Below are 21,892 nucleotides of genomic sequence, written 5' to 3' on the forward strand. Positions count from 1 at the left end.
GTTCAATCCGCCTTATTGCGAAACGTCTTTGCCGAAATACTTCTGCGAAATGCGCGCATAGGTGCCGTCGGCCTTGATCTGCGCGAGCGCCTTGTCGATGGCCGCGAGCAACTCCGGGTTGCCCTTGCGGATCAGCACGCCCGACTGATCGTCCGCGGACGAGGTGTCGGTGAACGCGACTTTGAGCTTGGCGTCGGGCTTGTGCTTCTGGAAGTCGAGGAACGAGAGCGAGTCGTTGACGGTGGCGTCCACCCGGCCCGAGGTCAGCAGATCGATCGACTCGTTGAAGCCCTGCACTGGCACGACATCGGCGCCGTGCGACGCGGCGAGCTTGCCGAAGTTGCTGGTCAGCGTATTGGCCGACTTCTTCCCCTTCAGGTCGTCGAACGAATGGATGGTGGTGTTATCCGAGCGCACGATCAGCACGGCATGCGTGGCGATGTAGGGCGTCGAGAAGTCGTACTTCTCCTTGCGTGCATCGGTGATCGACACCTCGTTGATGACCGCGTCGTAGCGGTTGACGTCGAGGCCGGCAATCAGGCCGTCCCACTTGCCCTCGATGAACTGTGGCTTCACGCCGAGCCGTTGCGCGATCGCCGTGGCAATGTCGACATCGAAGCCCGTCAGCTTGCCCGATGCATCGTGGTAGGTGAACGGCGCGTAAGTGCCTTCGGTGCCGACGCGAAACACGCCGGATGCCTTGACTTGTGCGAGGTCGTCGGCGGCGAGGGCCGGTGCGGTAGCGGCGACCGAAAGGAGCGCGGCGAGGAGAACGGAGCGGATGGCTTTCATGATTGAAATGTTCTGATGTGAGAGGTCAGCTTCAGCGTCAAAGTGAGTGACCGATTCTACGAGGCGCGCGCGCGGCCGCAAAACAGCCACATTCGCTATGCATATGCGCTGGCGGAATATCACGACGCATCTTTGTGGCTGCACAGCGCCAGCCCGGCTCATCCGCAATGGCTTTCGAGCTGACGCCATTGCATCTGACGCGGATGCTCATTTGGATAGCATTTTTAATTGGTTGGAAGCGCGCCGCCTTGCTCGCATAGTGCAATCGTGATGGCTAAAGGCGGCAACCCATAAAAGGTTCGGATGCGTGCCGCCAACACGATATGGAGACACTGATGACAGTGGAACTGCAGGAAAAGCCGCTGCACGCGGCACTCGAAGCGGCACGCGGCAACGCACAGGCGGCCGGGCTGCCGTATGCGGGAAGCGTGACGCCGCAGCAGGCGTGGGCGCTCCACCAGGGGGGCGAGGCCGTGCTCGTGGATGTGCGCAGCAGCGAGGAGCGCAAGTTCGTCGGCCACGTGCCGGGCACCTTGCATGTCGCCTGGGCGACCGGAACGAGCCTCACGCGCAATCCGCGCTTTGTTCGCGAGCTGGAGGCGAAGACGGGCAAGGGCGCCGCGCTCGTGCTGCTGTGCCGCAGCGGCAACCGCTCGGCGCAGGCCGCGGAGGCGGCCGCCAAGGCGGGCTTTACGCAGGTATTCAACGTCACCGAAGGTTTCGAAGGCGACCTCGACGAGACGGGGCATCGCGGCTCGAGCAACGGCTGGCGTTTTCACGGCTTGCCATGGGTGCAGGACTAGCAAGACCTGCTCACCCGTGCGCCGGATCATTCATACGAATAACAAAGAGAGAACTGGCGTGACTGTATTTCATGTGGCTGAGATCGTCGACGCGCTACAGGGCGTGCGACAGCAATGGCGCGAATTGCAGCGCCGCGCGCTGGAGCCGGGCGGGCGCGACCTGCCGGCGCGCGAAGCGCTGGCCGAGGTCATCGAAACGCTCAAGGGCGTGCTGTTTCCCATGCGGCTCGGGCCGCCGGATCTGCGCCAGGAGAGCGAGAACTTCTATGTGGGCCACGCGCTCGACGCGGCGTTGCACGCCTTGCTCGCACAGGCGCGGCTCGAGCTGCGCTACAAGGCGCGGCATGTGGAGAGCGACCCCGATGAGATCGAGGCGCGCGCGCTGGCTGCCGTGCGCGCTTTCGCCCAGCGCTTGCCCGCCATCCGCGCGCTGCTCGACACTGACGTGCTGGCCGCATTCAACGGCGACCCCGCTGCCGGCAGTGTGGACGAGGTGCTGCTCTGCTACCCCGGCGTGCTCGCCATCACGCATCACCGGCTGGCACACGAGCTGTATCTGCTGGGGCTGCCGCTGCTAGCGCGCATCATCTCGGAGCTCGCGCACGCGGCCACCGGCATCGACATCCATCCGGGCGCGCAGATCGGCAGCGCGTTCTTCATCGATCACGGCACGGGCGTCGTGATCGGAGAGACCGCGATCATCGGCGAGCGGGTTCGCGTGTACCAGGCCGTGACGCTCGGCGCAAAGCGCTTTCCGCGCGACGCCGCCGGCAATCTCGAGAAGGGCCTCGCGCGGCACCCGATCGTCGAGGACGAGGTGGTCATCTATGCTGGCGCGACGATACTCGGGCGCGTCACGCTCGGCCGCGGCGCCGTGATTGGCGGCAACGTCTGGTTGACCGAGAGTGTGCCGCCGGGTGCGCACGTGACCCAGGCCATCTCGCGCCACGAAATGCGTGCGCCGCTTGCGGGCCTGCCCGTCGAGGCTGACACGCCGGCATCGTTTGCGATTGCGGCGGGTGCATCGCGATGAGCGCCATCGTTCACGACTTCGGGGCCGCCGTAAGGCGCTTGCGCGAGGCGCACGCATGGTCGCAGGAGCGGCTCGCCGAGCATGCCGGGCTGAATCGCACCTATGTCGGGGAAATCGAGCGTGGCGCGGCCATCGCTTCCATCGTCACCGTGGAAAAGCTCGCGCATGCACTGGGTGTGAGCATCGGCGAGCTGCTCGTGGGCGGGGCGATCGGCGTTGCGAGCGCCGCGGCGTTACCGGGCAGTCCGCTGCGTCCCTGAGCGCCGCTATTCATTCATGTGTTTTCGAGCCGGATGGCATTGCGCGCGCGCCGCGCGATGCCGTTCGACTGCATTTGATGTCGCTTGACGCCTATAGCCGGTTGAACCGCGCAAACGGGCTTCCCATAATCTGCTGTCTTCATAAGCAATGCAGTTTTCGTTATAAGTAACCGGAGCCCTCATTCATGTCCACGACTCTGAGCGGCCAGACCGCGCTTGGCGATAACGCCGCGCGGCAACTGGCGAATGCCACCAAGACCGTCCCGCAGCTTGCGACGATCACGCCGCGCTGGCTCACCCACCTGCTGCAATGGGTGCCGGTCGAGGCCGGCATCTATCGTCTGAACCGCGTTAAGGACCCCGAAGCAGTGCGCGCCGCCTGCACGGCGCGCGAAGACGAAGGCACGCTGCCCACGACGTTCGTGCCTTACGAAGAGCAGCCGCGCGAGTACTTCCTCAACGCGGTGAGCACGGTGCTCGACGTCCATACGCGCATCTCCGACCTCTACAGCAGTCCGCACGACCAGATCAAGGAGCAGCTGCGCCTCACGATCGAGACGATCAAGGAGTTGCAGGAAAGCCAGCTCATCAACAATCCCGACTACGGCCTGCTGGCCAACGTCGAGGAAGAGCAGCGCATTTTCCCGCTCACGGGCGCGCCCACGCCCGACGATCTCGACGAGCTGCTCACGAAGGTCTGGAAGGAACCCGCGTTCTTCCTCACGCATCCGCTCGCGATTGCCGCATTCGGCCGCGAATGCACGCGCCGCGGCGTGCCGCCGCCGACGGTCAGCCTGTTCGGCTCGCAGTTCATCACGTGGCGCGGCATTCCGCTGATTCCGTCCGACAAGGTGCCGGTCGCCGACGGCAAGACCAAGATCCTGCTGCTGCGCGTGGGCGACAAGCGCCAGGGCGTGGTGGGCCTCTACCAGCCGGGCGTGGCGGGCGAGCAGGGGCCGGGTCTCTCGGTGCGCTTCATGGGGATCAACAATCAGGCGATCGCGTCGTATCTGATCTCGCTGTATTGCTCGCTCGCCGTCCATTCGCCGGATGCGCTGGCTGTCCTCGACGACGTGGAGATCGGCAAGTACCATGACTACCCTGACACCTACCGTTAATCCGGCGGCGCTGCCGCAAGCGGGCGCTCACGCACCGCTGCCTGGCGGACTGCCGGACCCGGCGACGCTCGCGCGGCTTGCCAACGAGTTCTTCAGCACGCTGCCGGGCAACGCGGGCGCGCCCGAAGTGGCGGCCGGCAGCGGCGCGGTGGGCGGCGTGCCTTCGGCATTGCCTGCGGCCGCGCCGATACTGGCCTCGCTCAGCAATCCCGCGCCGGCAGGCTCGCCGCTCGCGGGGCCCGGCGGCACGGGCACCGGCGTGCCGGGCCTCGCGCCGCCACAAGGCAAGGTGCCGGGGGCCAATCTCGCGCCTGGCGCGCCCACGCATGTGCTCGCGCTCGGCAACCGCGCGCCCGCGCTGGCGCCGCACGCCGCCGCGGCGAACGGGCTGCCGGACAACGCGGTGGCGATCGCGCCCGCGCTGGAGCCGCGCGTGGGCGGCGCGCTGCTGGGCGTGCCGCAGGCCTATGCGGCGGCCGAACCCGCCGAACCCCTACCCGCCGCCGGATCCGTGGCCGGCGCGCGCTCGCCGTTCTATTTCACGGATTCGGCGGGGCACGGCTGGCAGCGCGAGGCGCAGGAGATCGTGGTGCCCGCGCATGGCCTCGCCGCGCCCGAGACGTTCGGACTGCCAGGCGATGACGCGCTGCGCGCACTGCTTACGCTCAACCGGCCGGAGCAGGGCGCACACGATGGTCCCGCGCGCTATTTTCTGGCTGGGCGTAACGACACCGCGGACACCGCGCCGCGCACCTCCGCAGGGGGCGCGCGCGAGGCCGCGGCGCTGCGCGGCGCGCATCCGCCCTTCGACGTCAACGCCGTGCGCCGCGACTTTCCGATCCTGCAGGAGCGCGTGAACGGCAAGCCGCTCGTCTGGTTCGACAACGCCGCCACGACGCACAAGCCGCAGGCCGTGATCGACCGGCTCGCGTACTTCTATGCGCACGAGAACTCGAACATTCACCGCGCCGCGCATGCGCTGGCCGCGCGCGCAACCGACGCCTACGAGCATGCGCGCAAGACGGTGCAGCGCTTCATCGGCGCGGCGTCGCCCGAGGAGATCGTGTTCGTGCGCGGCACCACCGAGGCGATCAACCTGATCGCGAAGTCTTGGGGCGTGCAGAACGTCGGCGAGGGCGACGAGATCGTCGTCTCGCATCTGGAGCACCACGCGAACATCGTGCCGTGGCAGCAGCTCGCGGCGCTCAAGGGCGCGAAGCTGCGCGTGATTCCCGTCGACGACTCGGGCCAGGTGCTGCTCGACGAGTATCGCAAGCTGCTCAACGACCGCACGAAGATCGTCTCGGTGACGCAGGTATCGAACGCGCTCGGCACGGTGGTGCCGGTGCAGGAGATCGTGGAGCTTGCGCATCGGGCGGGCGCGAAAGCGCTCGTTGACGGCGCCCAGTCGATCTCGCACATGCGCGTGGACGTGCAGGCGCTCGACGCCGACTTCTTCGTGTTCTCGGGCCACAAGATCTACGGGCCGACCGGCATCGGCGTCGTATACGGCAAGCGTGATCTGCTCGAAGCCATGCCGCCGTGGCAGGGCGGCGGCAACATGATCCAGGACGTCACGTTCGAGAAGACCGTGTTCCATGGGGCGCCCGCGCGCTTCGAAGCCGGCACCGGCAATATCGCCGATGCCGTGGGGCTGGGTGCGGCGCTCGACTACGTGAGCCGGATCGGCATCGAGAACATCGCGCGCTACGAGCACGACTTGCTTGCGTATGCAACGAGCGTGCTGGCGCCGGTGCCGGGCGTGCGCCTCGTCGGGACGGCGCGCGACAAGGCGAGCGTGCTCTCGTTCGTGCTGAAGGGCTACACGACCGAGGAGGTGGGGCAGGCGTTGAGCCGCGAAGGCATTGCCGTGCGCGCCGGGCATCACTGCGCGCAGCCGATCTTGCGGCGCTTCGGCCTCGAGGCGACCGTGCGGCCTTCGCTCGCGTTCTACAACACCTGCGCGGAAGTCGATGCGCTGGTGGCGGTCGTACGCGGGCTGGCGCCGCGCCAGTAACGTCAACGCGGGGCGGTGCCGCCCCGCGTTGGCTTCGCCCGGGGGATCGGGGGGCGGCTATTGCCCCTATGGCCCTGGCACCTGAGGTGGGAGATGGGCCCCGGAAGTGTCACGTCTGCGAGGGCAAGCTGTCCGCAGTCGCAAGATAAAGGCGGGTCATGAGTTTCCACTCGCGTAGCAACGCATCGTTGAGAAGATCGTCTCCGTAAAGAATGGCCCGATGTAAAAGGGCTTCCCCGGATGACTCAATGACAAAAGCCGCGAGCCGCAGATCCGGTCTCGGTATCGGCTCCCCGCATTGGCGAAGCGCGCTTTCGAGAAGTTCTGCAATAGCGAGAGAAACACGTCGCAGGTGCTGTGTCTTGCTCACCTTGCCCATCTGATCGAGAAGAACGCGATGCAGGGCAAGATCTTTTGCATACGCGTCCACACTGGTATCGATCCACGCGTCGACCAAGGACGCGATCCCCTTGCCTTCCACCTCCTTGAACGCTTTGGCGTACGTGTCAAGCAGGTTGTCGCAATGGCGTTTGATCAACTTCGCGACGAGCGCTTCCTTGCTGGTGAAGTATTCATACAGCGAACCAACACTGACCCCCGCTGCTTCGGCAATGCGAGTCGTGCTCGTGGCATCGAATCCATCTCTTATCAAAAGCTGTTGAGCGGCCTCGAGAATGGCGTCGACAGTCATCTGGGACCGTCCTTGCCTTGGCCTGCGGCGCACGGCGATCTGTGCGTTCGCGCCAAATTTCCGACCTTTGACTGGCACCTCTCTCTCCTCGGCAACGATGTTCGCGACAGCCACCACCAGGCGTGACCTGCGCGCTATCGATTCTAGCCGTATGTACGTGCCCTGAAACTTCGGGGCGAGGGATATCCGAGTAGATGCCAGGCAAGTCACGCCGGCGCCCAGGAATAAGGGCGTCGTGGCGGCCCGAACTCGGGGTGCCGAAATCCGAATAGAGGCACAAAAGTGCGCCGCCTATGATGGGGACGTAATCAAGTTGCAGTCTGGCGAGCGATATGCTGCATCGCGTTAAATTACATTAAGCTTTCGCTGGATGCAAAGATAGACGGAGACATCAGTCATATGGAACATGCCGCTTCACAAAACCTGGCGTACTGGCCCGCAGATCAAAGCGAGCCTTTCCTGGAAATCAGCATTGGGGACGCGCTCACGAATGCGGCAGCGCGCTGGGAAAACGAAGTCGCGCTGGTTGAGGGTGTCAGCCGGACCGACAGGCGTCGCTGGACTTACGGCGAGTTGCTGACGCAGTCACGTAAAGTGGCGGGCGCACTGCTGAGCCGCTTTCGCCCGGGCGAGCACGTCGCGGTGTGGGCATCGAACAGCCCGGAGTGGGTGCAGATCGAACTCGGTGCCGCACTCGCGGGCATTACGCTTGTTACTGTGAACCCGGCGTATCTCGCTTCGGAGCTCAAGTACGTTCTCAAGCAATCACAGACCTGCGGAATTATCGTAGAACCCGAGTATCGCGGAAGAAAACTCGTGGCTGTCGTGGAGGAAGTCAAACCCGAATTGCCGCTCTTGCGGGAAATTATCTCGCTGGAGAGTTGGGGAGATTTTGTTAATGGTTCGTCGGAGTTCGTCACGTTGCCACGCGTGGAACCTGGCGCTACAGCCCAAATTCAATACACATCTGGCACCACAGGCTTTCCCAAAGGCGCGCTGCTAACCCATCGGGGATTGGCCAACAACGGGCGAATCTATGCGCAAGTGATCGGTGCGCAAAAAGGCGACGTATGGGTCAACCCGATGCCCCTGTTTCATACCGCCGGGTGCGGCCTCGTGACGTTGGGGGCATTACAGACGGGAGGCACTCACGTTCTTCCGCCGGCTTTCGATCCGGCATTGATGCTGGAGATGATTGAAGCGGAGCGCGGCACATTGATATCCGCAGTTCCAACGATGATCGTTCGTATTCTCGACCATCCGGAACTGGCAAGCTTCGACCTGAGTTCATGGAGACTCGCAACGCTGGGCGGCGCGCCTGTCCCGCCGGCGCTTGTACAGAGGATCGAGAATACCCTTCGCATCAAGGTAGGCATTGGATTCGGGCAAACGGAAGCCTCGCCTTATATCACTCATACGCGCGAAAACGAGTCTCGATCGGGCTGGGCGTTGACGGTCGGGCGGCCCATGCCACAGGTCGAAGTCAAAGTGGCCAATCCACAAAGTGGCGAAACGGTGCCGTTCGGCACGGTGGGTGAAATCTGGACGCGCGGAAGTTGCGTAACCCAGGGGTACTTCGATAACGCGGAAGCAACGCGACAGGCGCTGACCGGCGACGGATGGCTCCGGACCGGCGATTTGGGCTCGATGGCAAGCGACGGTTATCTCACCATTCAGGGAAGAATGAAGGAGATGATTATTCGCGGTGGCGAAAACGTCTATCCGCGCGAAGTCGAAGAAGTCTTGCTTGGCCATCCAGCCGTTGCAGGGGCTTGCGTGGTCGGGTTGCCCGACCCCGAATGGGGTGAAATCATTGCTGCCTTCGTCCAGCTCAGAGCCGGGCAAGCCGCAGGAGAGAGTGAACTGACAAGCTTTTGTCGCACGCGTCTCGCGTCATACAAGACGCCAAGGGTCTGGCGCTTCGTGGATCAGTTTCCCCAGACGGCATCGGGAAAAGTGCAGAAATATGTTCTACGTGAGCAATTCCTCAAAGAGACCCGTACAGACAAATCACTGGACGGCGCCCCGTAATTTCGCTCAATTCTCCCAACGAAAGTATGGATTCGATCGAATTCTATTTTGATTTTGTCTCGCCCTACGCGTACCTCGCATCGAATGCGATTGAGGCTTTGGCAGACCGTCACGGTAAAAAACTTCATTGGCTACCCTTCCGGCTTGGCGTTGCAGTGGTCAAGGTCATGGGCCTGAAGCCGTTGCTTGATACGCCGCTCAAAGGTCCTTATGCCCGTCATGACGCAACGCGGATGGCAAAAGTATTGGGAATGCCGCTTACCGATGACTTCTCCATGTTTGACCCCGTACCTGCTCAGCAGCTGATGTACACGCAACCGCTTGAACAGCGACCGGTACTGGCGAAAGCATTGTTGCGTGCACGCTGGGCCGAGGGGCGTCGCCTCGGTGACATGGATATTCTGTTCGATGTTGCCCGGAAGGCCGTGGGCATAGACAAGCAACGGTTCCGGGAAACCATTGAATCGAAGGAATCACGTAGCGCTGTCAGCGAGGCGACCCGAGCTGCGGTTTCCCGGGGCGTGTTTGGTTCTCCATCATTCGCAGCAGGAAACGAACTCTTTTGGGGCGGCGACCGCATCTGGCTACTCGATCAGTACCTTGCCGCTGGGGCGCAGTATGTGCCGGCTGCGGTCACGCCGCTCACCCCGAAGATTGACGGTAATGAAACTCGAAGGACATGAGGCGCCAGTATGAAGACACGTATCACCGAGCTTTTCGGCATTCAATATCCCATCGTACAGGGAGGGATGCATTACGTCGGCCTCGCAGAACTTGCCTCTGCGGTTTCCAACGCCGGTGGTTTGGGCATTATCACCGCCCTGACACAAAAGACGCCTGAGCTGCTTGCAAAGGAAATTGCACGGTGCAGGGAAATGACCGATCGACCGTTTGGCGTGAACCTCACGTTCCTTCCGACGTTCTCGGCCCCGCCGTACCCTGAATACATCGATGCGATCAAACAGGGTGGCGTGCGCATCGTCGAAACGGCGGGTCGCAATCCCGAGCCCTACATGGCCAGCCTCAAAGACGCGGGCATCACGGTGTTTCACAAGTGCACGTCGATACGGCACGCCCTCAAGGCGCAGCAGACAGGATGTGATGCGGTCACCGTGGATGGCTTCGAATGCGGTGGTCATCCAGGCGAGGACGATATTCCGAATATGATTTTGCTGCCACGTGCTGCAGAAGCGTTAGCGATTCCAACGATTGCTTCGGGGGGCATGGCTAACGGGCGCAGTCTGGTGGCGGCACTTGCGTTGGGTTCTGAAGGCATCAGCATGGGCACCCGGTTTGTTGCTACGCAAGAAGCACCGGTTCATGAGAATGTAAAAAGGGCGATCGTTAACGCAACCGAGCTGGACACGCGGCTGATCATGCGCGGCCTGAGAAATACCGAGCGCGTGCTCAACAATGCCGGTGTGGAACGTCTTCTGGAGATCGAGCGTGAGAAGGGCAATGATCTTCGTATCGATGACATCATCGACCAGGTGGCCGGTGTTTATCCAAAAGTCATGCGTGATGGCTTGCTGGATTCCGGCGCGTGGAGCTGCGGCATGGTGGCCGGCTTGATTCACGATGTGCCCACCGTGAAGGCGCTCATCGACGATATTGTCGGTGAGGCCAGGACACTGATCGGGGCTAGACTCCAATCGATGCTCGATGCCACGAACCTCGAGTAGCCGAACCAGCGCTGTGTCGAGGCGTCACCGCATCGTTGAGGAACGCGCGCGAGCCAAAGGGATCGGGTGCAAATAGACGGTCTGAAGGCAGACGCTGGAGATCCACAACATCCACATCGATGTGGTTCCAGCGTCGCTTGCACAACCGTCAGGGCGCGGCGTAGGTTCGCTGAACTTGTTCACCGAGTCCGTCGATACCCAGACGCACGACCTGGCCCGGTCGCAGAAAAACCGGCTCCGGCTTGACCCCTAATCCCACGCCCGGCGGCGTGCCCGTAGAAATGATGTCGCCGGGCTGCAGGCTCATGCAGTGAGAGACGTAGGATACGAGACGCGCGACGCTGAATACCATGCGTGCAGTGTTGCCGTTTTGGTATCGGTGCCCGTCGACTTCGAGCCACAGCTGTAGATTTTGCGGATCGGGGACCTCATCCCGGGTCACCAGCCAGGGGCCGATCGGGCCGAAGGAGTCGAAGCCTTTGCCTTTGTCCCACGATACGCCTCGCTCCAGCTGCCATTCCCGTTCGGACACATCGTTGACTACGCAATATCCGGCTACGTGCTCGAGGGCATCGGACTCGCTGACATACTTCGCTTCCCGTCCAATTACCACGCCCAACTCGACTTCCCAGTCGGTTTTTTTCGATTGCCGGGGAATTTCGATGCCGTCGTTCGGGCCGCAGATCGCACTCGTCCATTTGTTGAAAATGACGGGTTCGGCCGGTACAGGGACGCCCGACTCGGCGGCATGGTCCGTGTAGTTCAAACCGATGCAGACAAATTTGCCGATCCGGCCGACGCAAGCTCCGATGCGCGGCGTACCCTCGACCACGGGCAGTGATGCCAGCTCGAGCTGGCCGAGCCGGGCGATCTCAGTCGCTCCGAGCACGCTGCCATCGATATCGGTTATTTCAGCGGAGAGATCTCGAATCAAACCCTGCTGATCGAGAATACCGGGTCTTTCCTGTCCCTTCGGGCCATATCGCAACAGCTTCATAGGCTTTTCCTTGGTTGAATATCCTGGGTGATACCCCGTATTTATTGTTGATTTTTTGCCGGGGGCGGCGACAGGGCTCGGCTTGTCTTTTTCCTGGACAAATCCCACGGCAGGGAACGCGGCCGGCCCGAAGGCCCCGAGGCAGGCCCATGGGCGGGCGGGGCGTCCGCAAGAGCGCTGTTTTATGCAAGAAATTCGCAATCCATGCCCTGTTTTACCTGGCCGAATTTGCATAAATTTGCGGCGTGACGCTTTTCAACTGCGGCCCGGCGCGCTCGAGCCGGTCTTTACCAAGGGCAGCACCGAGAATATTCCCTTGCTCGAATCCGGCCAGCTGTTGCCCGGTCTTGCCGGGGCGAGCCAGCCTGCGTGGCATTGGCCGGGGTCGGCCGGCAGCCGTTAGCTTCGCGATGCGGGAACTGCGCCTCCGCAGGCAGCTGGCACCCGTTGCTCGATCTGAGATAAATTCAATCATCCCGGTCTTCCTGCTCCAGCCATGTCCGTTCTCTCGCTCAAGCACGTCAAAACCTATGGGATGGCCGAGCGTGCCGATCACCTGGAATTCGATATCCGGACCCAGGAGGGGTCGCCCTTGTTGAGCCATCCCCATCGACACGAGCATTTCCAGATCAAAGTCGGTCTCGCTGGTGAAGTCGAGCAGACAGTGGGGGGGAGTGTGCGCCCATTCCGGCGAGGCTACCTGGGATTCGTGCTGCCCTATCGCGTCCACCTGGTGCCGCATCCGCCCGGAAGCCGCTTCGTGATGATCAACTTTTCCCAGCAGTTCCTGCGTCCCGATCTGGCTATCGATCCGCTCGATCTAGAGGAGGTCGATCTGCTCACGTTTCCTGAGCTTGCGCCTTTCGTCTATCAGGAGTATCTGGATTTTTGCTTCGATGAAGTCGAATTCGGCGTGATCGAATCACTGCTGGAACGCTTGTTCGAAGAGAACGCGAGGCGCGGATTTTGTTCGCTCGCGCTGATGCGCAGCCTGCTGATTCAGATGATTTGCCTGGTCTGCAAAAAGTACGAGGCGCAAATTCTCTCCTTGCAGTCGAGCCAGGGGCAGCTGGGCAGTCAGCGTGATGCCCTGCAAAGGCTGTCGCGCTTTCTGCGCGCGAACCTTGGGGAGAAAATCGCGTTGGGTGACGCTGCGAACGCCGTCAACCTGTCGCCGAACTATCTGGCGCATCTGCTGAAAAAGGAAACCGGGAAGACCTTCGTCGAGCTATTGACGCAGCGGCGCCTCGAGCATGCGATAGAACTCCTTGCACACTCGACCTCTCGTATCGAGCAGATCGCGCATCTTTGCGGGTTTCCCGATCAGGCGTACTTCACGCGTCGCTTCAAGGTCCGTTACGGGCGAAGCCCTCGCGATTATCGGGCCTCGGTTCGCCAGTCACAGGGTTGAGGCTCATTCAAGCCTTTTGTCAAGAAACGATCCGGCGCGCAAGCGGCCTGGCAATTGCCAACGTTGCGCGCCTCGGGGGCAGCACTCATTGCTGCAGGCTGCCACTCGACTCCGTCGAGGCCGCAATCGTTCCGCTTCCGGATAGCCCGCAATCTCGCTGGTATTTTGCCTGCAGCCGATGTTCCGCGGATTGCAGGTCGTACGGGTAATCGTTGGCATCGCCGCTTGCCGGGCTATAGCCGACCGACTCGAGTTCACGCAGTTCGTTTTGCAGCTGCTGGTGGCTCGGTGGCTGTGCCGATCGAACGAAGGGGTAATCCCGGCATTGCGCGGCAGTCAGTTGCGACGATGCAAATGCGGGACACGCGACGGCGGATAGAAGGGCCAGGATTGCGGTGCGTTGCAGGGTCTTCACGATGGCGACACTCCAGATTTTCGATGCTCTCGAGATTACGCCGTCGTGCTGCATGAAACCGATTCATGCTCATGAAGCTTTTTTTATCCGGTTCGCTCACCACCACGGGTGTCGTCGCGCTGCATTCAGCGCTTCGTCGAGAGCCGGCAATTCCGCATGCCAATGCCGTTCCCATTCGCGTAGTCGACGCCAGTCAACTTGACAGCGTCTAATTGATGACAAGGTAGCCGAGGACCACGTCTAGCATGTGATGCAGACGTTCGACGCGTGCCTTGGTGCTCATTAGATCACGTGAAAAAATCGTGCTCAGAGTGTGCTTGTTGGAGAGGTAGAAGTAGCTCAGCGACGCGATGGAAATATAAAGCTGAACGGGGTCGACACCCGCGCGAAAGATCCCATCTCGCTGGCCGCGCTGTATAACGCCGCCCAGCATATCGACCAGAGGCATATTCAATGACTTTGAGTCGGAGTTCTTCACATGAATGCCGCCGTGCGCGTTTTCTGTGTTCAACAGGCCGATGAACTCTGGATTTTCCAGGAAGTAATTCCAGGTGAAGGCCACCAGCGAACGGATCGCATCTATTGGGGCTTGATCATCCAGATGCAGGTCTTTTTCGGCTTCACGAATCGACGCATAGCTGCGCTCCAGGACAGCAATGAAAAGATCGTCCTTGCTGTTGAAGTAGTAGTAGACCATGCGTTTGTTCGTGCCCGCCTTTTCCGCAATCTTCTCGACACGCGCTCCAGCAAGACCCAGTTCGGCGAACTCCTGGGTTGCTGCCTCCAGGATGAGCATGCGGGTGCGGTCCGCGTTCCGTGTGGCCTTTTCGAGTTTCGAAGGCGCTAAAGCGTCGCTGCCAATCATTGTCGTCTTGTCTCGCTGGAAAAGATGAATTGTAAGGCCGAGCCGCACCTCGCACTCAGGGATCGACGCGTCGCCGAAGCATTCGGCGCCGTCCGTCATGGTCATCCACGGACGATCGGAAGTCCACGGCGCCGGCGGAGGAATTTGTAACGATCCGGTTAAAACGCCCCGCTATCAGGCGCGCCGCCGCCCACCTTGATAACTACCGTTTTGGTGACATTAAGCCACAACATACGCGCGGAAGCGAGTGTTTAGGTGTGGGAAGTCGCCATAAAATTCCAAAATTTCTGGGGTTGAGCACGATGTATCGCCGATAGGTGTTAACCATAACGTGAATTAAGGCGACGTTTGTGGAATTATTCATGCACCGGAAGTGCTGTCCCTCGATGCAGGACTTCCGCGATGGCAGCCACGCTCGCGTACAGAGAAATTCACTTTCAAGGAGTCGCAATGACCACTCACCGTATTGGACTGGTAATGCACGGCGTAACCGGTCGGATGGGTATGAATCAACACTTGATTCGCTCCATCGTCGCTATCCGCAAGCAAGGCGGCGTGACGCTGAGCAACGGCGAGCGTCTGATGCCCGATCCGATCCTGGTGGGTCGTAACGAAGAAAAAATCGCGGCGCTGGCGAAGGCGCACGGGATCGAACGCTGGACGACGGATCTGGATGCGGCGCTGGCCAACAAGGACGACACCATTTTCTTCGACGCAGCGACGACGCAGGCTCGCCCCGAACTACTCAAGCGCGCGGTAAAGGCCGGCAAGCACATCTACTGCGAAAAGCCGGTTGCAACCAATCTCGATGAAGCGATGGATCTCTATCGCGCGGCGCAAGCTGCTGGCGTAAAGCACGGGGTCGTCCAGGACAAGCTCTGGCTGCCTGGGCTGAAAAAGCTCCAACTGCTGAATGAAGCCGGGTTCTTCGGGAAAATGCTCTCCGTGCGCGGTGAGTTTGGTTACTGGGTCTTCGAAGGCGACCTTCAACCTGCCCAACGTCCCTCGTGGAACTATCGCGAAGAAGACGGCGGCGGCATCATCCTCGACATGCTCTGTCACTGGCGCTATGTCATCGACAACGTATTCGGGAAAGTGAAAAGCGTCTCGTGCCTGGGCGCGACGCACATTCCTGCGCGCTGGGATGAAAAGGGCAACCCATACGAGGCCACCGCGGACGATGCGGCCTACGCGACGTTCGAGCTCGAGAACGGCGTCATCGTGCAGATGAACAGCTCGTGGTGTGTGCGCGTTCGTCGTGACGATCTGGTCACCTTCCAGGTTGACGGCACACACGGCTCCGCTGTTGCGGGCCTGACTGACTGCTACACCCAATCTCGGGTCAACACGCCCAAGCCTGTCTGGAATCCCGACCTGCGCAATACACACGACTTCATGGCCGACTGGAGTGCCGTTCCCGAAACGAGTGCAAACGACAATGCATTCAAGATTCAATGGGAACTGTTCCTGAAGCACGTCTGGGGCGAGGGCGATTTCCGCTGGAACCTGCTCGAAGGCGCGAAGGGCGTTCAGTTGGTCGAACTCGGTCTCAAGAGCTGGCGTGAGCGTCGCTGGGTCGACGTGACGCCGCTGGAGGCCTGAAGATGGCACACGTTACTTTGCTGACGAAGACACGCGAACGGGAGTCGTTCGAGTTGACGGGCGTTCGAAGCTGGGCACCGGCCGCCGTTCCGCGCTTCAATCGCATTGCCTATTCTGCTGCGCACGTCGTCGCCGATCCGCGTACGAGTCATGATCCCTGGCTCACCGCAGCGATCGATTGGGACACGACGATGCAGTATCGGGAACGTCTGTTCACCTTGGGTCTCGGTGTGGCTGAGGCAATGGACACGGCTCAGCGGGGTATGGGGCTGGACTGGGCGACCTCTCTCGAACTGATCAAACGCACCGTTACGCTGGCCCGCGATTACCCGGGCGCTCAAGTCGCCTCGGGCGCCGGCACGGATCACCTTCCTGTCTCGCCGGGATTGACGATCGACGATGTCGTGCACGCGTACGAAGAGCAAGTCTCGGCAATCGAAGCGGCGGGCGGGCGTCTCATTTTGATGGCCAGTCGTGCGCTCGCGGCGGTTGCCCGTTCGGCGGACGACTATGAATACGTCTACGGCAAAATTCTTGGCCAGGCGCGCGAGCCGGTGATTCTCCACTGGCTGGGAGAGATGTTCGATCCGGCGCTGGCGGGTTATTGGGGTTCCAGTGACGTCGATGAAGCCATGGAGACCTGTCTGCGGGTTATTGCTCAAAACGCCGACAAGATCGACGGCATCAAGATCTCCTTGCTCGACAAGGAAAAAGAAATCTCCATGCGGCGTCGGCTTCCCGCGTCGGTGAAGATGTACACGGGCGACGATTTCAACTATCCCGAGCTGATTCAGGGCGATGACGCCGGTTACTCGCACGCCCTGCTGGGCATCTTCGACGCGATCGCACCCGCTGCGGCAAGTGCGTTGCAGGCACTAGCCCAGGGTGACACGGCGCAGTTCAACGCGATTCTGGCTCCGACCGTACCGCTTTCGCGTCACATCTTCGCAGCACCGACGCGCTTCTATAAGTCGGGGGTCGTCTTCCTTGCATGGCTGAACAACCATCAAAGCCATTTCACGATGGTCGGTGGCCAGCAAAGCGCGCGGGACGCGATTCACTACAGCGAACTGTTCCGTCTCGCGGACAAGGCTGCGCTGTTCGACGATCCCGAACTGGCGGCGGCCCGGATGCGCCATTTCATGGCGGTGCAGGGGGGTGAGTGATGAAAACCGGAAGCACCCATCCTGATCCCAAACTGCTCTCGATCAATACCGCGACAGTCCGGCAACAATGGGATCTCGCTCAAATCATCGATGGCTGCGCGCGACACGAGATTCGCGGCATCTCGCCGTGGCGTGACCAGGTCAAGGCGCTCGGTCTGAAGGAAGCCGCGCGTGCCATCCGTGCCAACGAACTCGTTGTTACCGGGTACTGTCGCGGTGGCATGTTTACCGCGAACACCGAGGCCGGCAGGGTCGAAGCACGCGACGACAATCGCCGGGCCGTCGATGAGGCGCTCGAGCTGGGTTCCCAATGCCTTGTTCTGGTTGTGGGGGGGCTGCCTGAAGGATCGAAAGACTTGAAGGATGCGAGAAGCCAGGTTCGAGACGGCATTGGTGAGCTTCTCGAGTATGCCCGTCGGCAACGCATGCCCCTCGCAATTGAGCCGCTGCATCCAATGTACGCAGCAGATCGAGCTTGCGTCAACACGATGGCGCACGCGAACGATCTTTGCGACGAACTGGGTGAAGGGCTCGGGATTGCACTCGATCTCTATCACACCTGGTGGGATCCGGATCTGGAGGCTCAGATCAAGCGAGCAGGGAAGACGCGACTTCTTGCGTTTCATATCTGCGACTGGCTCGTGCCGACCAGGGATCTCCTGCTGGATCGCGGAATGATGGGGGATGGCGTGATCGACCTTCGCAAGTGGCGCCACGCGGTAGAAGAAGTCGGCTATGAAGGTTTCCACGAAGTTGAGATCTTCTCCGCCGAAAACTGGTGGCAAAAAGACCCGAATGAGGTTTTGGCGACCTGCAAGGCGCGTCACCTCGAGTTCTGCTAAAGAGGGCTCAGCCGAGCGATCGCCCTTCGAGCACGCTGGCGTCGTCGAAGGGCGGCCGCAAACCAGATTCGCAGACCATGCAGCAGGAGACACAACTTGAAAGGCGAAATGACTGCGGGCAAGCTGCCATCCACATCAGGAGCAGAATCGCACTCGGCTTCTGCAACGACGGACCTGGGCGCGAAAGAAGCGTATCTGCTCGCGCGGCTCGAAAGGCTGCCGTTCACCCGGTGGCATGCGAAGGCGCGAATTGTGATGGGAAGCGCCACTTTCTTTGACGCCTTCGCGGCGTTATCTCTCGCTTATGCGCTTCCGGTACTCATCGGGCAATGGCACCTCAAAGCCTCCGACGTCGGGGTTTTGATCGCGGCAGGCTATATCGGGCAGTTGATCGGTGCGATCTTCTTCGGTGCCGTTGCTGAGAAGAAAGGTCGTGTCAAGAGTGCGACCGCAGCGATCGCCCTGATGGCTGTCATGGGAGTCGCGTGCGGTTTCGCGAACGGGTACTGGGCGCTGCTTGCCTTTCGCTTCCTTCAGGGCGTAGGGGTGGGCGGAGAGGTACCGGTCGCGGCAGCCTATATCAATGAGTTGTCCCAGGCTCATCGTCGCGGGAAATTCTTCATGCTCTACGAGATGATCTTCCCGATCGGATTGATGCTCACCGGTCAACTCGCCGTGTGGCTCGTGCCCACACTTGGCTGGCACGCTTTGTTTCTATTCGGGGCTTTGCCTACGTTGCTGATTGCATGTTTCGTGTTCAAGCTACCCGAGTCGCCGCGGTGGCTCATCAATAAAGGTTGCCTTGGGCAAGCCGAAAGCATCGTCCAGCAGGCGGAGGCAAGCGCTCTTCGAACGGGGAAACCGCTGGAGCAGGTTGCAATGCAGCGTCCGGCTCCGGCTGTCGCGCAGACGGCGCCGATGCCTGGTCCGAAGCAGAAGACCCGGGTGAGCGAAGTCTTGTCATCCACGTACCGCAGCAGGACCTTGATCGTATGGGGCCTCTGGGCAACCTCATATTTTGTCGCAAATGGATTGAACAACTGGCTGCCGTCGTTGTATCACACGGTATTTCATATGCCGTTGGTTGACGCCTTGCGAACCGCGTCGCTGACAAACGTGTTGCAGGTCGTCGCGACCCTCGTCTGTGCGTTTGCGATTGACCGAGTCGGACGCAGGTCATGGACGGTTGGCTCATTCGTGGTGGCGGGGATCATCCTCGCCGTGCTGTGGTGGACTGGATCGACGAACGTCTGGACCGTGATCGTCCTTTGTTCCACCGCATACGCCGTGATTGGTTCTACGAACACATTGCTTTATCTCTACACGCCGGAAATTTATCCCACCCGGATGCGTGCGATTGCTACTGCGCTTGCTACCTCATGGTTGCGGGGCGCTTCTGCCGCAGCACCCGCATTGATGGGCGTGATCGTTCAGGCGGGCGAGCTTGACTCGGCGTTCATCGTGTTCGCAAGCGTGTGCGCGGTCGGTGGCCTGGTCGCGTTGGGCATGATCGAGACGAGCAGGCGGCGTCTGGAGCAGATCGCCTCGTAAAAAACGGTGGTCAGGGGTTCCGTTCCGTTGGGCCAGGCCGCCGCCTGGCATGGCTGGACTCGCTCAGCAGCCGCTGGGCGAGTTATCTGTTAAGGATTGCTATGCTCGAGTGTCAGGCACCCTGGCCGCCCGTGCGTCGACGGCCGCCGGCCGTCTTCGGTGTCATCTCCGTCACATCAGCCGGCTGCGACGTGTCCGGCCGACGCATCGTCGACTCCCGGACCACGAGCCGTGGCTCCAGCATCGCGTATGCGTCGTCGTGGCTGCCGTTGAGCGCCGCGATGAGCTTGGTCATCGCGAGCTCGCCCATCTTCTCGCTCTGGAGATCCACCGTGGTCAGTGCGGGCGACGCATATTCGGCGTACGACACGTTGTCGAAGCCGACGACCGACAGATCTTGCGGCAGCCGAAAGCCGAGTTCGCGCGCTTCCTTCATGAAGCCGAGTGCGATCAGGTCGTTGTAGCAGATGACGGCATCAGGCTGCGACGAGCCGAGCAGGATCGCTGAGCACGCGCGTTCGCCGGCTATGGCCGACGGCGCTTCGGCGTCGTGGACGTCCAGTTGCAGCCCGGCTTTCTGAAGGCAGTCGACGATGCCGCGCCTGCGTTCGTCGTTCCAGCGCGACTTGGCGAAGCCGAGATACGCGATGCGCCGGTGGCCGAGATTCAGGAGATGGCGGGCGAGCATGGAGGCGGCGAGATGGCCGTCGGTGCCGACGCTCGCTATCGGAAACTGCTGACTACGCCCAAACAGCACAACCGGCTTGCTCAGTTCGAGCAGCCACTGAACCGCGTCGTCCGGCATTCGCGAGCTGATGATCATCCCGTCGACGCGCTGCGCGAGCGCCTCGATCAGCGGCCGCTCGCGTTCCTGGCTTTCCTCGGTATCGACGAGCAGCAGCGTGTAGTCGTGCTGCAGCGCGACCCGGTTCGCGCCCTTGACGATGTTCGTGAAGTGCGGATTGCGGATGTCGAGGATCGCGAGGCCGATCGTGCGCGTCTTGCCGGTGATCATCGAGCGGGCGAGGGGGTTCGACCGGTAGCCGAGCGCGTCGATCGCCGCCTTCAGCTTCGCTTCGACAGATCCGGAAAAGCGCTGCGTGCCGTTGATGTATTTCGACACTGTGGAGACGGCGACACCCGCGGCGGCGGCGACATCGCGGATGGTTGGCTGGGTTTTCGGCATCGACGAGGAGGGTAGCGTTTTCCTTCAGATTTCGATGATATAGGGAACGGGGTGGTGCGTAAACCGGGGAGCGAATTGACCGCGAGCGAGACGGGGAAGCGCCGGAGGAGGCGCTGAGCGGCCTTCGACCGCCCGAACCGTCAGAATCGCGGCTTCTTCCGTTCCCAGTCCGGTTTGAACTTGCGCATCTGCGCGGCATCGTCTCGTCCGCTCAATCCGCACCGCAAGTACCGCTGGTGCATCTCGGCGAGGGCCTTGTGGTCGAGATCGACACCAATCCCGGGCAGATTCCGGACCGCGACGCTGCCATCGCGGATCGGCACGCGGCCACCCTGCAGAAGGTCCTCCGTGAACCACGGATAATGCGTGTCGCAGGCATAAGTCAGGTTCGGTATCGCTGCCGCGACATGCGTCATCGTCATGAGGCTGATACCCAGATGGCAGTTCGAATGCATCGAGAGTTCGATATCAAACATCTCGCACATGCTTGCCAGTTGCTGTGTCGCTCTCAGCCCGCCCCAGTAATGGTGGTCCCCGAGGATGACTTGAACGCCGTTGACCGTGAGATTCCTGCGGAATTCGTCGAAGTCCGTGACGACCATGTTGGTCGCCATGGGAAGTCCGGTCGCGAGGTGCAGGTCCGCCATTCCACCAAGGCCGGGTGTCGGATCCTCGTAGTACTCGAGATCGCCGTCGAGCAGTTCCGCCATGCGGCGGGCGGTGTCCTGCGACCAGGCGGCGTTCGTGTCCAGCCGTATTGGGTGAGCCGGGAACCTCTTCCTCAGGGCCTTGATACAGGCAACGTCTTCCTGTGGCGTGAGAACGCCGGCCTTGACCTTGATGCTGCGGAACCCGTAGAGGTCGATCATCCGTTGGGCTTCGCCAACTAGCTGATCAACAGTCAGAACTTCTCCCCATGGATCGTATTCGGCGTATTCCGGATCGACATTGCGCACGTACTGCGCGCTGTACTTGAAGAACAGGTAGGCGGAAAAGGGCACCTGCTGGCGTACCGCTCCTCCCAGCAATTCGCACAACGGAATCCCCAGGCATCGTGCCTGCAGGTCGAGAAAAGCGGCTTCGAACGCGCCAAAAATCTTCGCGTCGGTAGGGTTTCCGTTCCACGAGCCCGGCATGAAGCGGAATGCCTCGGCACCGGAGGGCGGAGTGCCGGACTGCGTGATGCGCCTCAATGCGTTGACGTCGAACGGACTCAATCCCACCAGACTTTCCTGGACCGAATTCAGGCGGTCGAGCACCATCCGGTCGGCAAAGGTCTCGCCGAGACCGACGAGGCCGTTGTCTGCCTCGACCTCGATGATCGACCGGACGGTGTAAGGACTGTGCAACCCGCCGCTGTTCAGCAGTGGCGGGTTGCAAACCGCCACCGGCGTGACGCGCACCCGAGCGATTTTCATTGGACTTTTCCT

The 21,892-nt window shown here is 61.4% G+C and carries 22 protein-coding genes; 14 read left to right on the forward strand and 8 right to left on the reverse strand.

Annotated features, from left to right (window positions below):
* Positions 1-12: 12 nt before the first annotated feature.
* Complete coding sequence (locus tag BO1_RS04385) at positions 13-792, reverse strand: amino acid ABC transporter substrate-binding protein (protein WP_028216524.1); 780 nt, start codon at positions 790-792, stop codon at positions 13-15.
* A 335-nt stretch (positions 793-1,127) separates the two neighbouring features.
* Here BO1_RS04385 and BO1_RS04395 point away from each other — a divergent pair, with 335 nt between their 5' ends.
* From BO1_RS04395 to BO1_RS04415, 5 genes are all read left to right on the forward strand, one after another.
* Positions 1,128-1,595 (forward strand): rhodanese-like domain-containing protein, encoded by a 468-nt coding sequence (locus tag BO1_RS04395; protein WP_028216525.1) that lies wholly within the window; start codon positions 1,128-1,130, stop codon positions 1,593-1,595.
* A 58-nt stretch (positions 1,596-1,653) separates the two neighbouring features.
* Positions 1,654-2,628: a serine O-acetyltransferase EpsC gene (gene epsC, locus BO1_RS04400; protein ID WP_028216526.1), complete on the forward strand. Its 975-nt coding sequence runs from the start codon at positions 1,654-1,656 to the stop codon at positions 2,626-2,628.
* Positions 2,625-2,888 (forward strand): helix-turn-helix domain-containing protein, encoded by a 264-nt coding sequence (locus BO1_RS49585; RefSeq protein WP_043283748.1) that lies wholly within the window; start codon positions 2,625-2,627, stop codon positions 2,886-2,888. Before epsC ends, BO1_RS49585 begins: the two co-directional genes overlap by 4 nt.
* Before the next feature lie 185 nt (positions 2,889-3,073).
* Positions 3,074-4,006 (forward strand): family 2A encapsulin nanocompartment shell protein, encoded by a 933-nt coding sequence (locus BO1_RS04410; RefSeq protein WP_028216527.1) that lies wholly within the window; start codon positions 3,074-3,076, stop codon positions 4,004-4,006.
* Positions 3,981-6,023 (forward strand): family 2A encapsulin nanocompartment cargo protein cysteine desulfurase, encoded by a 2,043-nt coding sequence (locus BO1_RS04415; protein ID WP_028216528.1) that lies wholly within the window; start codon positions 3,981-3,983, stop codon positions 6,021-6,023. Before BO1_RS04410 ends, BO1_RS04415 begins: the two co-directional genes overlap by 26 nt.
* A gap of 109 nt (positions 6,024-6,132) precedes the next feature.
* Here BO1_RS04415 and BO1_RS04420 read toward each other — a convergent pair whose 3' ends face one another.
* On the reverse strand, positions 6,133-6,714 hold the full coding sequence (locus tag BO1_RS04420) for a TetR/AcrR family transcriptional regulator (protein WP_156992114.1): 582 nt from the start codon (positions 6,712-6,714) through the stop codon (positions 6,133-6,135).
* 399 nt (positions 6,715-7,113) lie between these two features.
* Here BO1_RS04420 and BO1_RS49590 point away from each other — a divergent pair, with 399 nt between their 5' ends.
* Genes BO1_RS49590 through BO1_RS04435 form a run of 3 tightly spaced genes read left to right on the forward strand, consistent with a single transcriptional unit; the run spans position 7,114 to position 10,427 of the window.
* Positions 7,114-8,745, forward strand: coding sequence for an AMP-binding protein (locus BO1_RS49590; protein ID WP_043283750.1), 1,632 nt, complete (start codon positions 7,114-7,116; stop codon positions 8,743-8,745).
* 26 nt (positions 8,746-8,771) lie between these two features.
* Complete coding sequence (locus BO1_RS49595) at positions 8,772-9,428, forward strand: 2-hydroxychromene-2-carboxylate isomerase (RefSeq protein WP_052409351.1); 657 nt, start codon at positions 8,772-8,774, stop codon at positions 9,426-9,428.
* Between the two features lie 9 nt (positions 9,429-9,437).
* Positions 9,438-10,427 carry an NAD(P)H-dependent flavin oxidoreductase gene (locus BO1_RS04435; protein WP_028216530.1) on the forward strand — a complete coding sequence of 330 codons (990 nt, stop codon included), beginning with the start codon at positions 9,438-9,440 and terminating at the stop codon, positions 10,425-10,427.
* Between the two features lie 148 nt (positions 10,428-10,575).
* Here BO1_RS04435 and BO1_RS04440 read toward each other — a convergent pair whose 3' ends face one another.
* Both BO1_RS04440 and BO1_RS58815 read right to left on the reverse strand, forming a co-directional pair.
* Positions 10,576-11,424, reverse strand: a complete 849-nt coding sequence (locus tag BO1_RS04440) for an ureidoglycolate lyase (protein ID WP_028216531.1) — start codon at positions 11,422-11,424, stop codon at positions 10,576-10,578.
* 214 nt (positions 11,425-11,638) lie between these two features.
* The gene (locus BO1_RS58815; RefSeq protein ID WP_156992116.1) at positions 11,639-11,899 is read right to left on the reverse strand and encodes a hypothetical protein; all 261 of its coding nucleotides are present in this window, start codon (positions 11,897-11,899) and stop codon (positions 11,639-11,641) included.
* A 21-nt stretch (positions 11,900-11,920) separates the two neighbouring features.
* Between BO1_RS58815 and BO1_RS04445 the strand changes: the two genes are divergently transcribed.
* Positions 11,921-12,835 carry a helix-turn-helix transcriptional regulator gene (locus BO1_RS04445; RefSeq protein ID WP_028216532.1) on the forward strand — a complete coding sequence of 305 codons (915 nt, stop codon included), beginning with the start codon at positions 11,921-11,923 and terminating at the stop codon, positions 12,833-12,835.
* 85 nt (positions 12,836-12,920) lie between these two features.
* Here the strand turns inward: BO1_RS04445 and BO1_RS04450 are convergent, their stop codons facing one another.
* Positions 12,921-13,250 carry a DUF4148 domain-containing protein gene (locus BO1_RS04450; protein ID WP_052409358.1) on the reverse strand — a complete coding sequence of 110 codons (330 nt, stop codon included), beginning with the start codon at positions 13,248-13,250 and terminating at the stop codon, positions 12,921-12,923.
* A gap of 65 nt (positions 13,251-13,315) precedes the next feature.
* Between BO1_RS04450 and BO1_RS58820 the strand changes: the two genes are divergently transcribed.
* Positions 13,316-13,462 (forward strand): hypothetical protein, encoded by a 147-nt coding sequence (locus BO1_RS58820; RefSeq protein WP_156992118.1) that lies wholly within the window; start codon positions 13,316-13,318, stop codon positions 13,460-13,462.
* Here the strand turns inward: BO1_RS58820 and BO1_RS04455 are convergent.
* A complete protein-coding gene (locus BO1_RS04455) occupies positions 13,459-14,115 on the reverse strand; it encodes a TetR/AcrR family transcriptional regulator (RefSeq protein WP_043283804.1) in 657 nt (218 codons plus the stop codon). The genes BO1_RS58820 and BO1_RS04455 overlap by 4 nt on opposite strands.
* A 450-nt stretch (positions 14,116-14,565) precedes the next feature.
* Here BO1_RS04455 and BO1_RS04460 point away from each other — a divergent pair, with 450 nt between their 5' ends.
* From BO1_RS04460 to BO1_RS04475, 4 genes are all read left to right on the forward strand, one after another.
* Positions 14,566-15,717, forward strand: a complete 1,152-nt coding sequence (locus BO1_RS04460) for a Gfo/Idh/MocA family protein (RefSeq protein ID WP_028216535.1) — start codon at positions 14,566-14,568, stop codon at positions 15,715-15,717.
* Between the two features lie 2 nt (positions 15,718-15,719).
* The gene (locus tag BO1_RS04465; protein ID WP_028216536.1) at positions 15,720-16,883 is read left to right on the forward strand and encodes a dihydrodipicolinate synthase family protein; all 1,164 of its coding nucleotides are present in this window, start codon (positions 15,720-15,722) and stop codon (positions 16,881-16,883) included.
* Positions 16,883-17,725: a sugar phosphate isomerase/epimerase family protein gene (locus BO1_RS04470; protein WP_028216537.1), complete on the forward strand. Its 843-nt coding sequence runs from the start codon at positions 16,883-16,885 to the stop codon at positions 17,723-17,725. The genes BO1_RS04465 and BO1_RS04470 overlap by 1 nt, the downstream gene beginning before the upstream one ends.
* A gap of 108 nt (positions 17,726-17,833) precedes the next feature.
* On the forward strand, positions 17,834-19,276 hold the full coding sequence (locus tag BO1_RS04475) for an MFS transporter (protein ID WP_028216538.1): 1,443 nt from the start codon (positions 17,834-17,836) through the stop codon (positions 19,274-19,276).
* Between the two features lie 112 nt (positions 19,277-19,388).
* Here the strand turns inward: BO1_RS04475 and BO1_RS49600 are convergent, their stop codons facing one another.
* On the reverse strand, positions 19,389-20,462 hold the full coding sequence (locus BO1_RS49600; RefSeq protein ID WP_084687760.1) for a LacI family DNA-binding transcriptional regulator: 1,074 nt from the start codon (positions 20,460-20,462) through the stop codon (positions 19,389-19,391).
* 140 nt (positions 20,463-20,602) lie between these two features.
* Entirely contained in the window at positions 20,603-21,880 is a 1,278-nt protein-coding gene (locus BO1_RS04485) for an enolase C-terminal domain-like protein (protein ID WP_028216539.1), read from the reverse strand.
* Positions 21,881-21,892: the final 12 nt, after the last annotated feature.

This window comes from Paraburkholderia oxyphila NBRC 105797 (assembly GCF_000685075.1).
GTDB lineage: Bacteria > Pseudomonadota > Gammaproteobacteria > Burkholderiales > Burkholderiaceae > Paraburkholderia > Paraburkholderia oxyphila.

Coding starts and splice junctions, on each gene's coding strand:
- BO1_RS04415 (WP_028216528.1), top strand. CDS start 3,981: ATGACTACCCTGACACCTACCGTTAATCCGGCGGCGCTGCCGCAAGCG.
- BO1_RS58815 (WP_156992116.1), bottom strand. CDS start 11,899: ATGATTGAATTTATCTCAGATCGAGCAACGGGTGCCAGCTGCCTGCGG.
- BO1_RS04410 (WP_028216527.1), top strand. CDS start 3,074: ATGTCCACGACTCTGAGCGGCCAGACCGCGCTTGGCGATAACGCCGCG.
- BO1_RS04455 (WP_043283804.1), bottom strand. CDS start 14,115: ATGATTGGCAGCGACGCTTTAGCGCCTTCGAAACTCGAAAAGGCCACA.
- BO1_RS04395 (WP_028216525.1), top strand. CDS start 1,128: ATGACAGTGGAACTGCAGGAAAAGCCGCTGCACGCGGCACTCGAAGCG.
- BO1_RS04465 (WP_028216536.1), top strand. CDS start 15,720: ATGGCACACGTTACTTTGCTGACGAAGACACGCGAACGGGAGTCGTTC.
- BO1_RS04475 (WP_028216538.1), top strand. CDS start 17,834: ATGACTGCGGGCAAGCTGCCATCCACATCAGGAGCAGAATCGCACTCG.
- BO1_RS58820 (WP_156992118.1), top strand. CDS start 13,316: ATGCTCATGAAGCTTTTTTTATCCGGTTCGCTCACCACCACGGGTGTC.
- BO1_RS49590 (WP_043283750.1), top strand. CDS start 7,114: ATGGAACATGCCGCTTCACAAAACCTGGCGTACTGGCCCGCAGATCAA.
- BO1_RS04485 (WP_028216539.1), bottom strand. CDS start 21,880: ATGAAAATCGCTCGGGTGCGCGTCACGCCGGTGGCGGTTTGCAACCCG.
- BO1_RS04385 (WP_028216524.1), bottom strand. CDS start 792: ATGAAAGCCATCCGCTCCGTTCTCCTCGCCGCGCTCCTTTCGGTCGCC.
- BO1_RS04440 (WP_028216531.1), bottom strand. CDS start 11,424: ATGAAGCTGTTGCGATATGGCCCGAAGGGACAGGAAAGACCCGGTATT.
- BO1_RS04460 (WP_028216535.1), top strand. CDS start 14,566: ATGACCACTCACCGTATTGGACTGGTAATGCACGGCGTAACCGGTCGG.
- BO1_RS49600 (WP_084687760.1), bottom strand. CDS start 20,462: ATGCCGAAAACCCAGCCAACCATCCGCGATGTCGCCGCCGCCGCGGGT.
- BO1_RS04435 (WP_028216530.1), top strand. CDS start 9,438: ATGAAGACACGTATCACCGAGCTTTTCGGCATTCAATATCCCATCGTA.
- BO1_RS04470 (WP_028216537.1), top strand. CDS start 16,883: ATGAAAACCGGAAGCACCCATCCTGATCCCAAACTGCTCTCGATCAAT.
- BO1_RS04445 (WP_028216532.1), top strand. CDS start 11,921: ATGTCCGTTCTCTCGCTCAAGCACGTCAAAACCTATGGGATGGCCGAG.
- BO1_RS49585 (WP_043283748.1), top strand. CDS start 2,625: ATGAGCGCCATCGTTCACGACTTCGGGGCCGCCGTAAGGCGCTTGCGC.
- BO1_RS04420 (WP_156992114.1), bottom strand. CDS start 6,714: ATGACTGTCGACGCCATTCTCGAGGCCGCTCAACAGCTTTTGATAAGA.
- BO1_RS49595 (WP_052409351.1), top strand. CDS start 8,772: ATGGATTCGATCGAATTCTATTTTGATTTTGTCTCGCCCTACGCGTAC.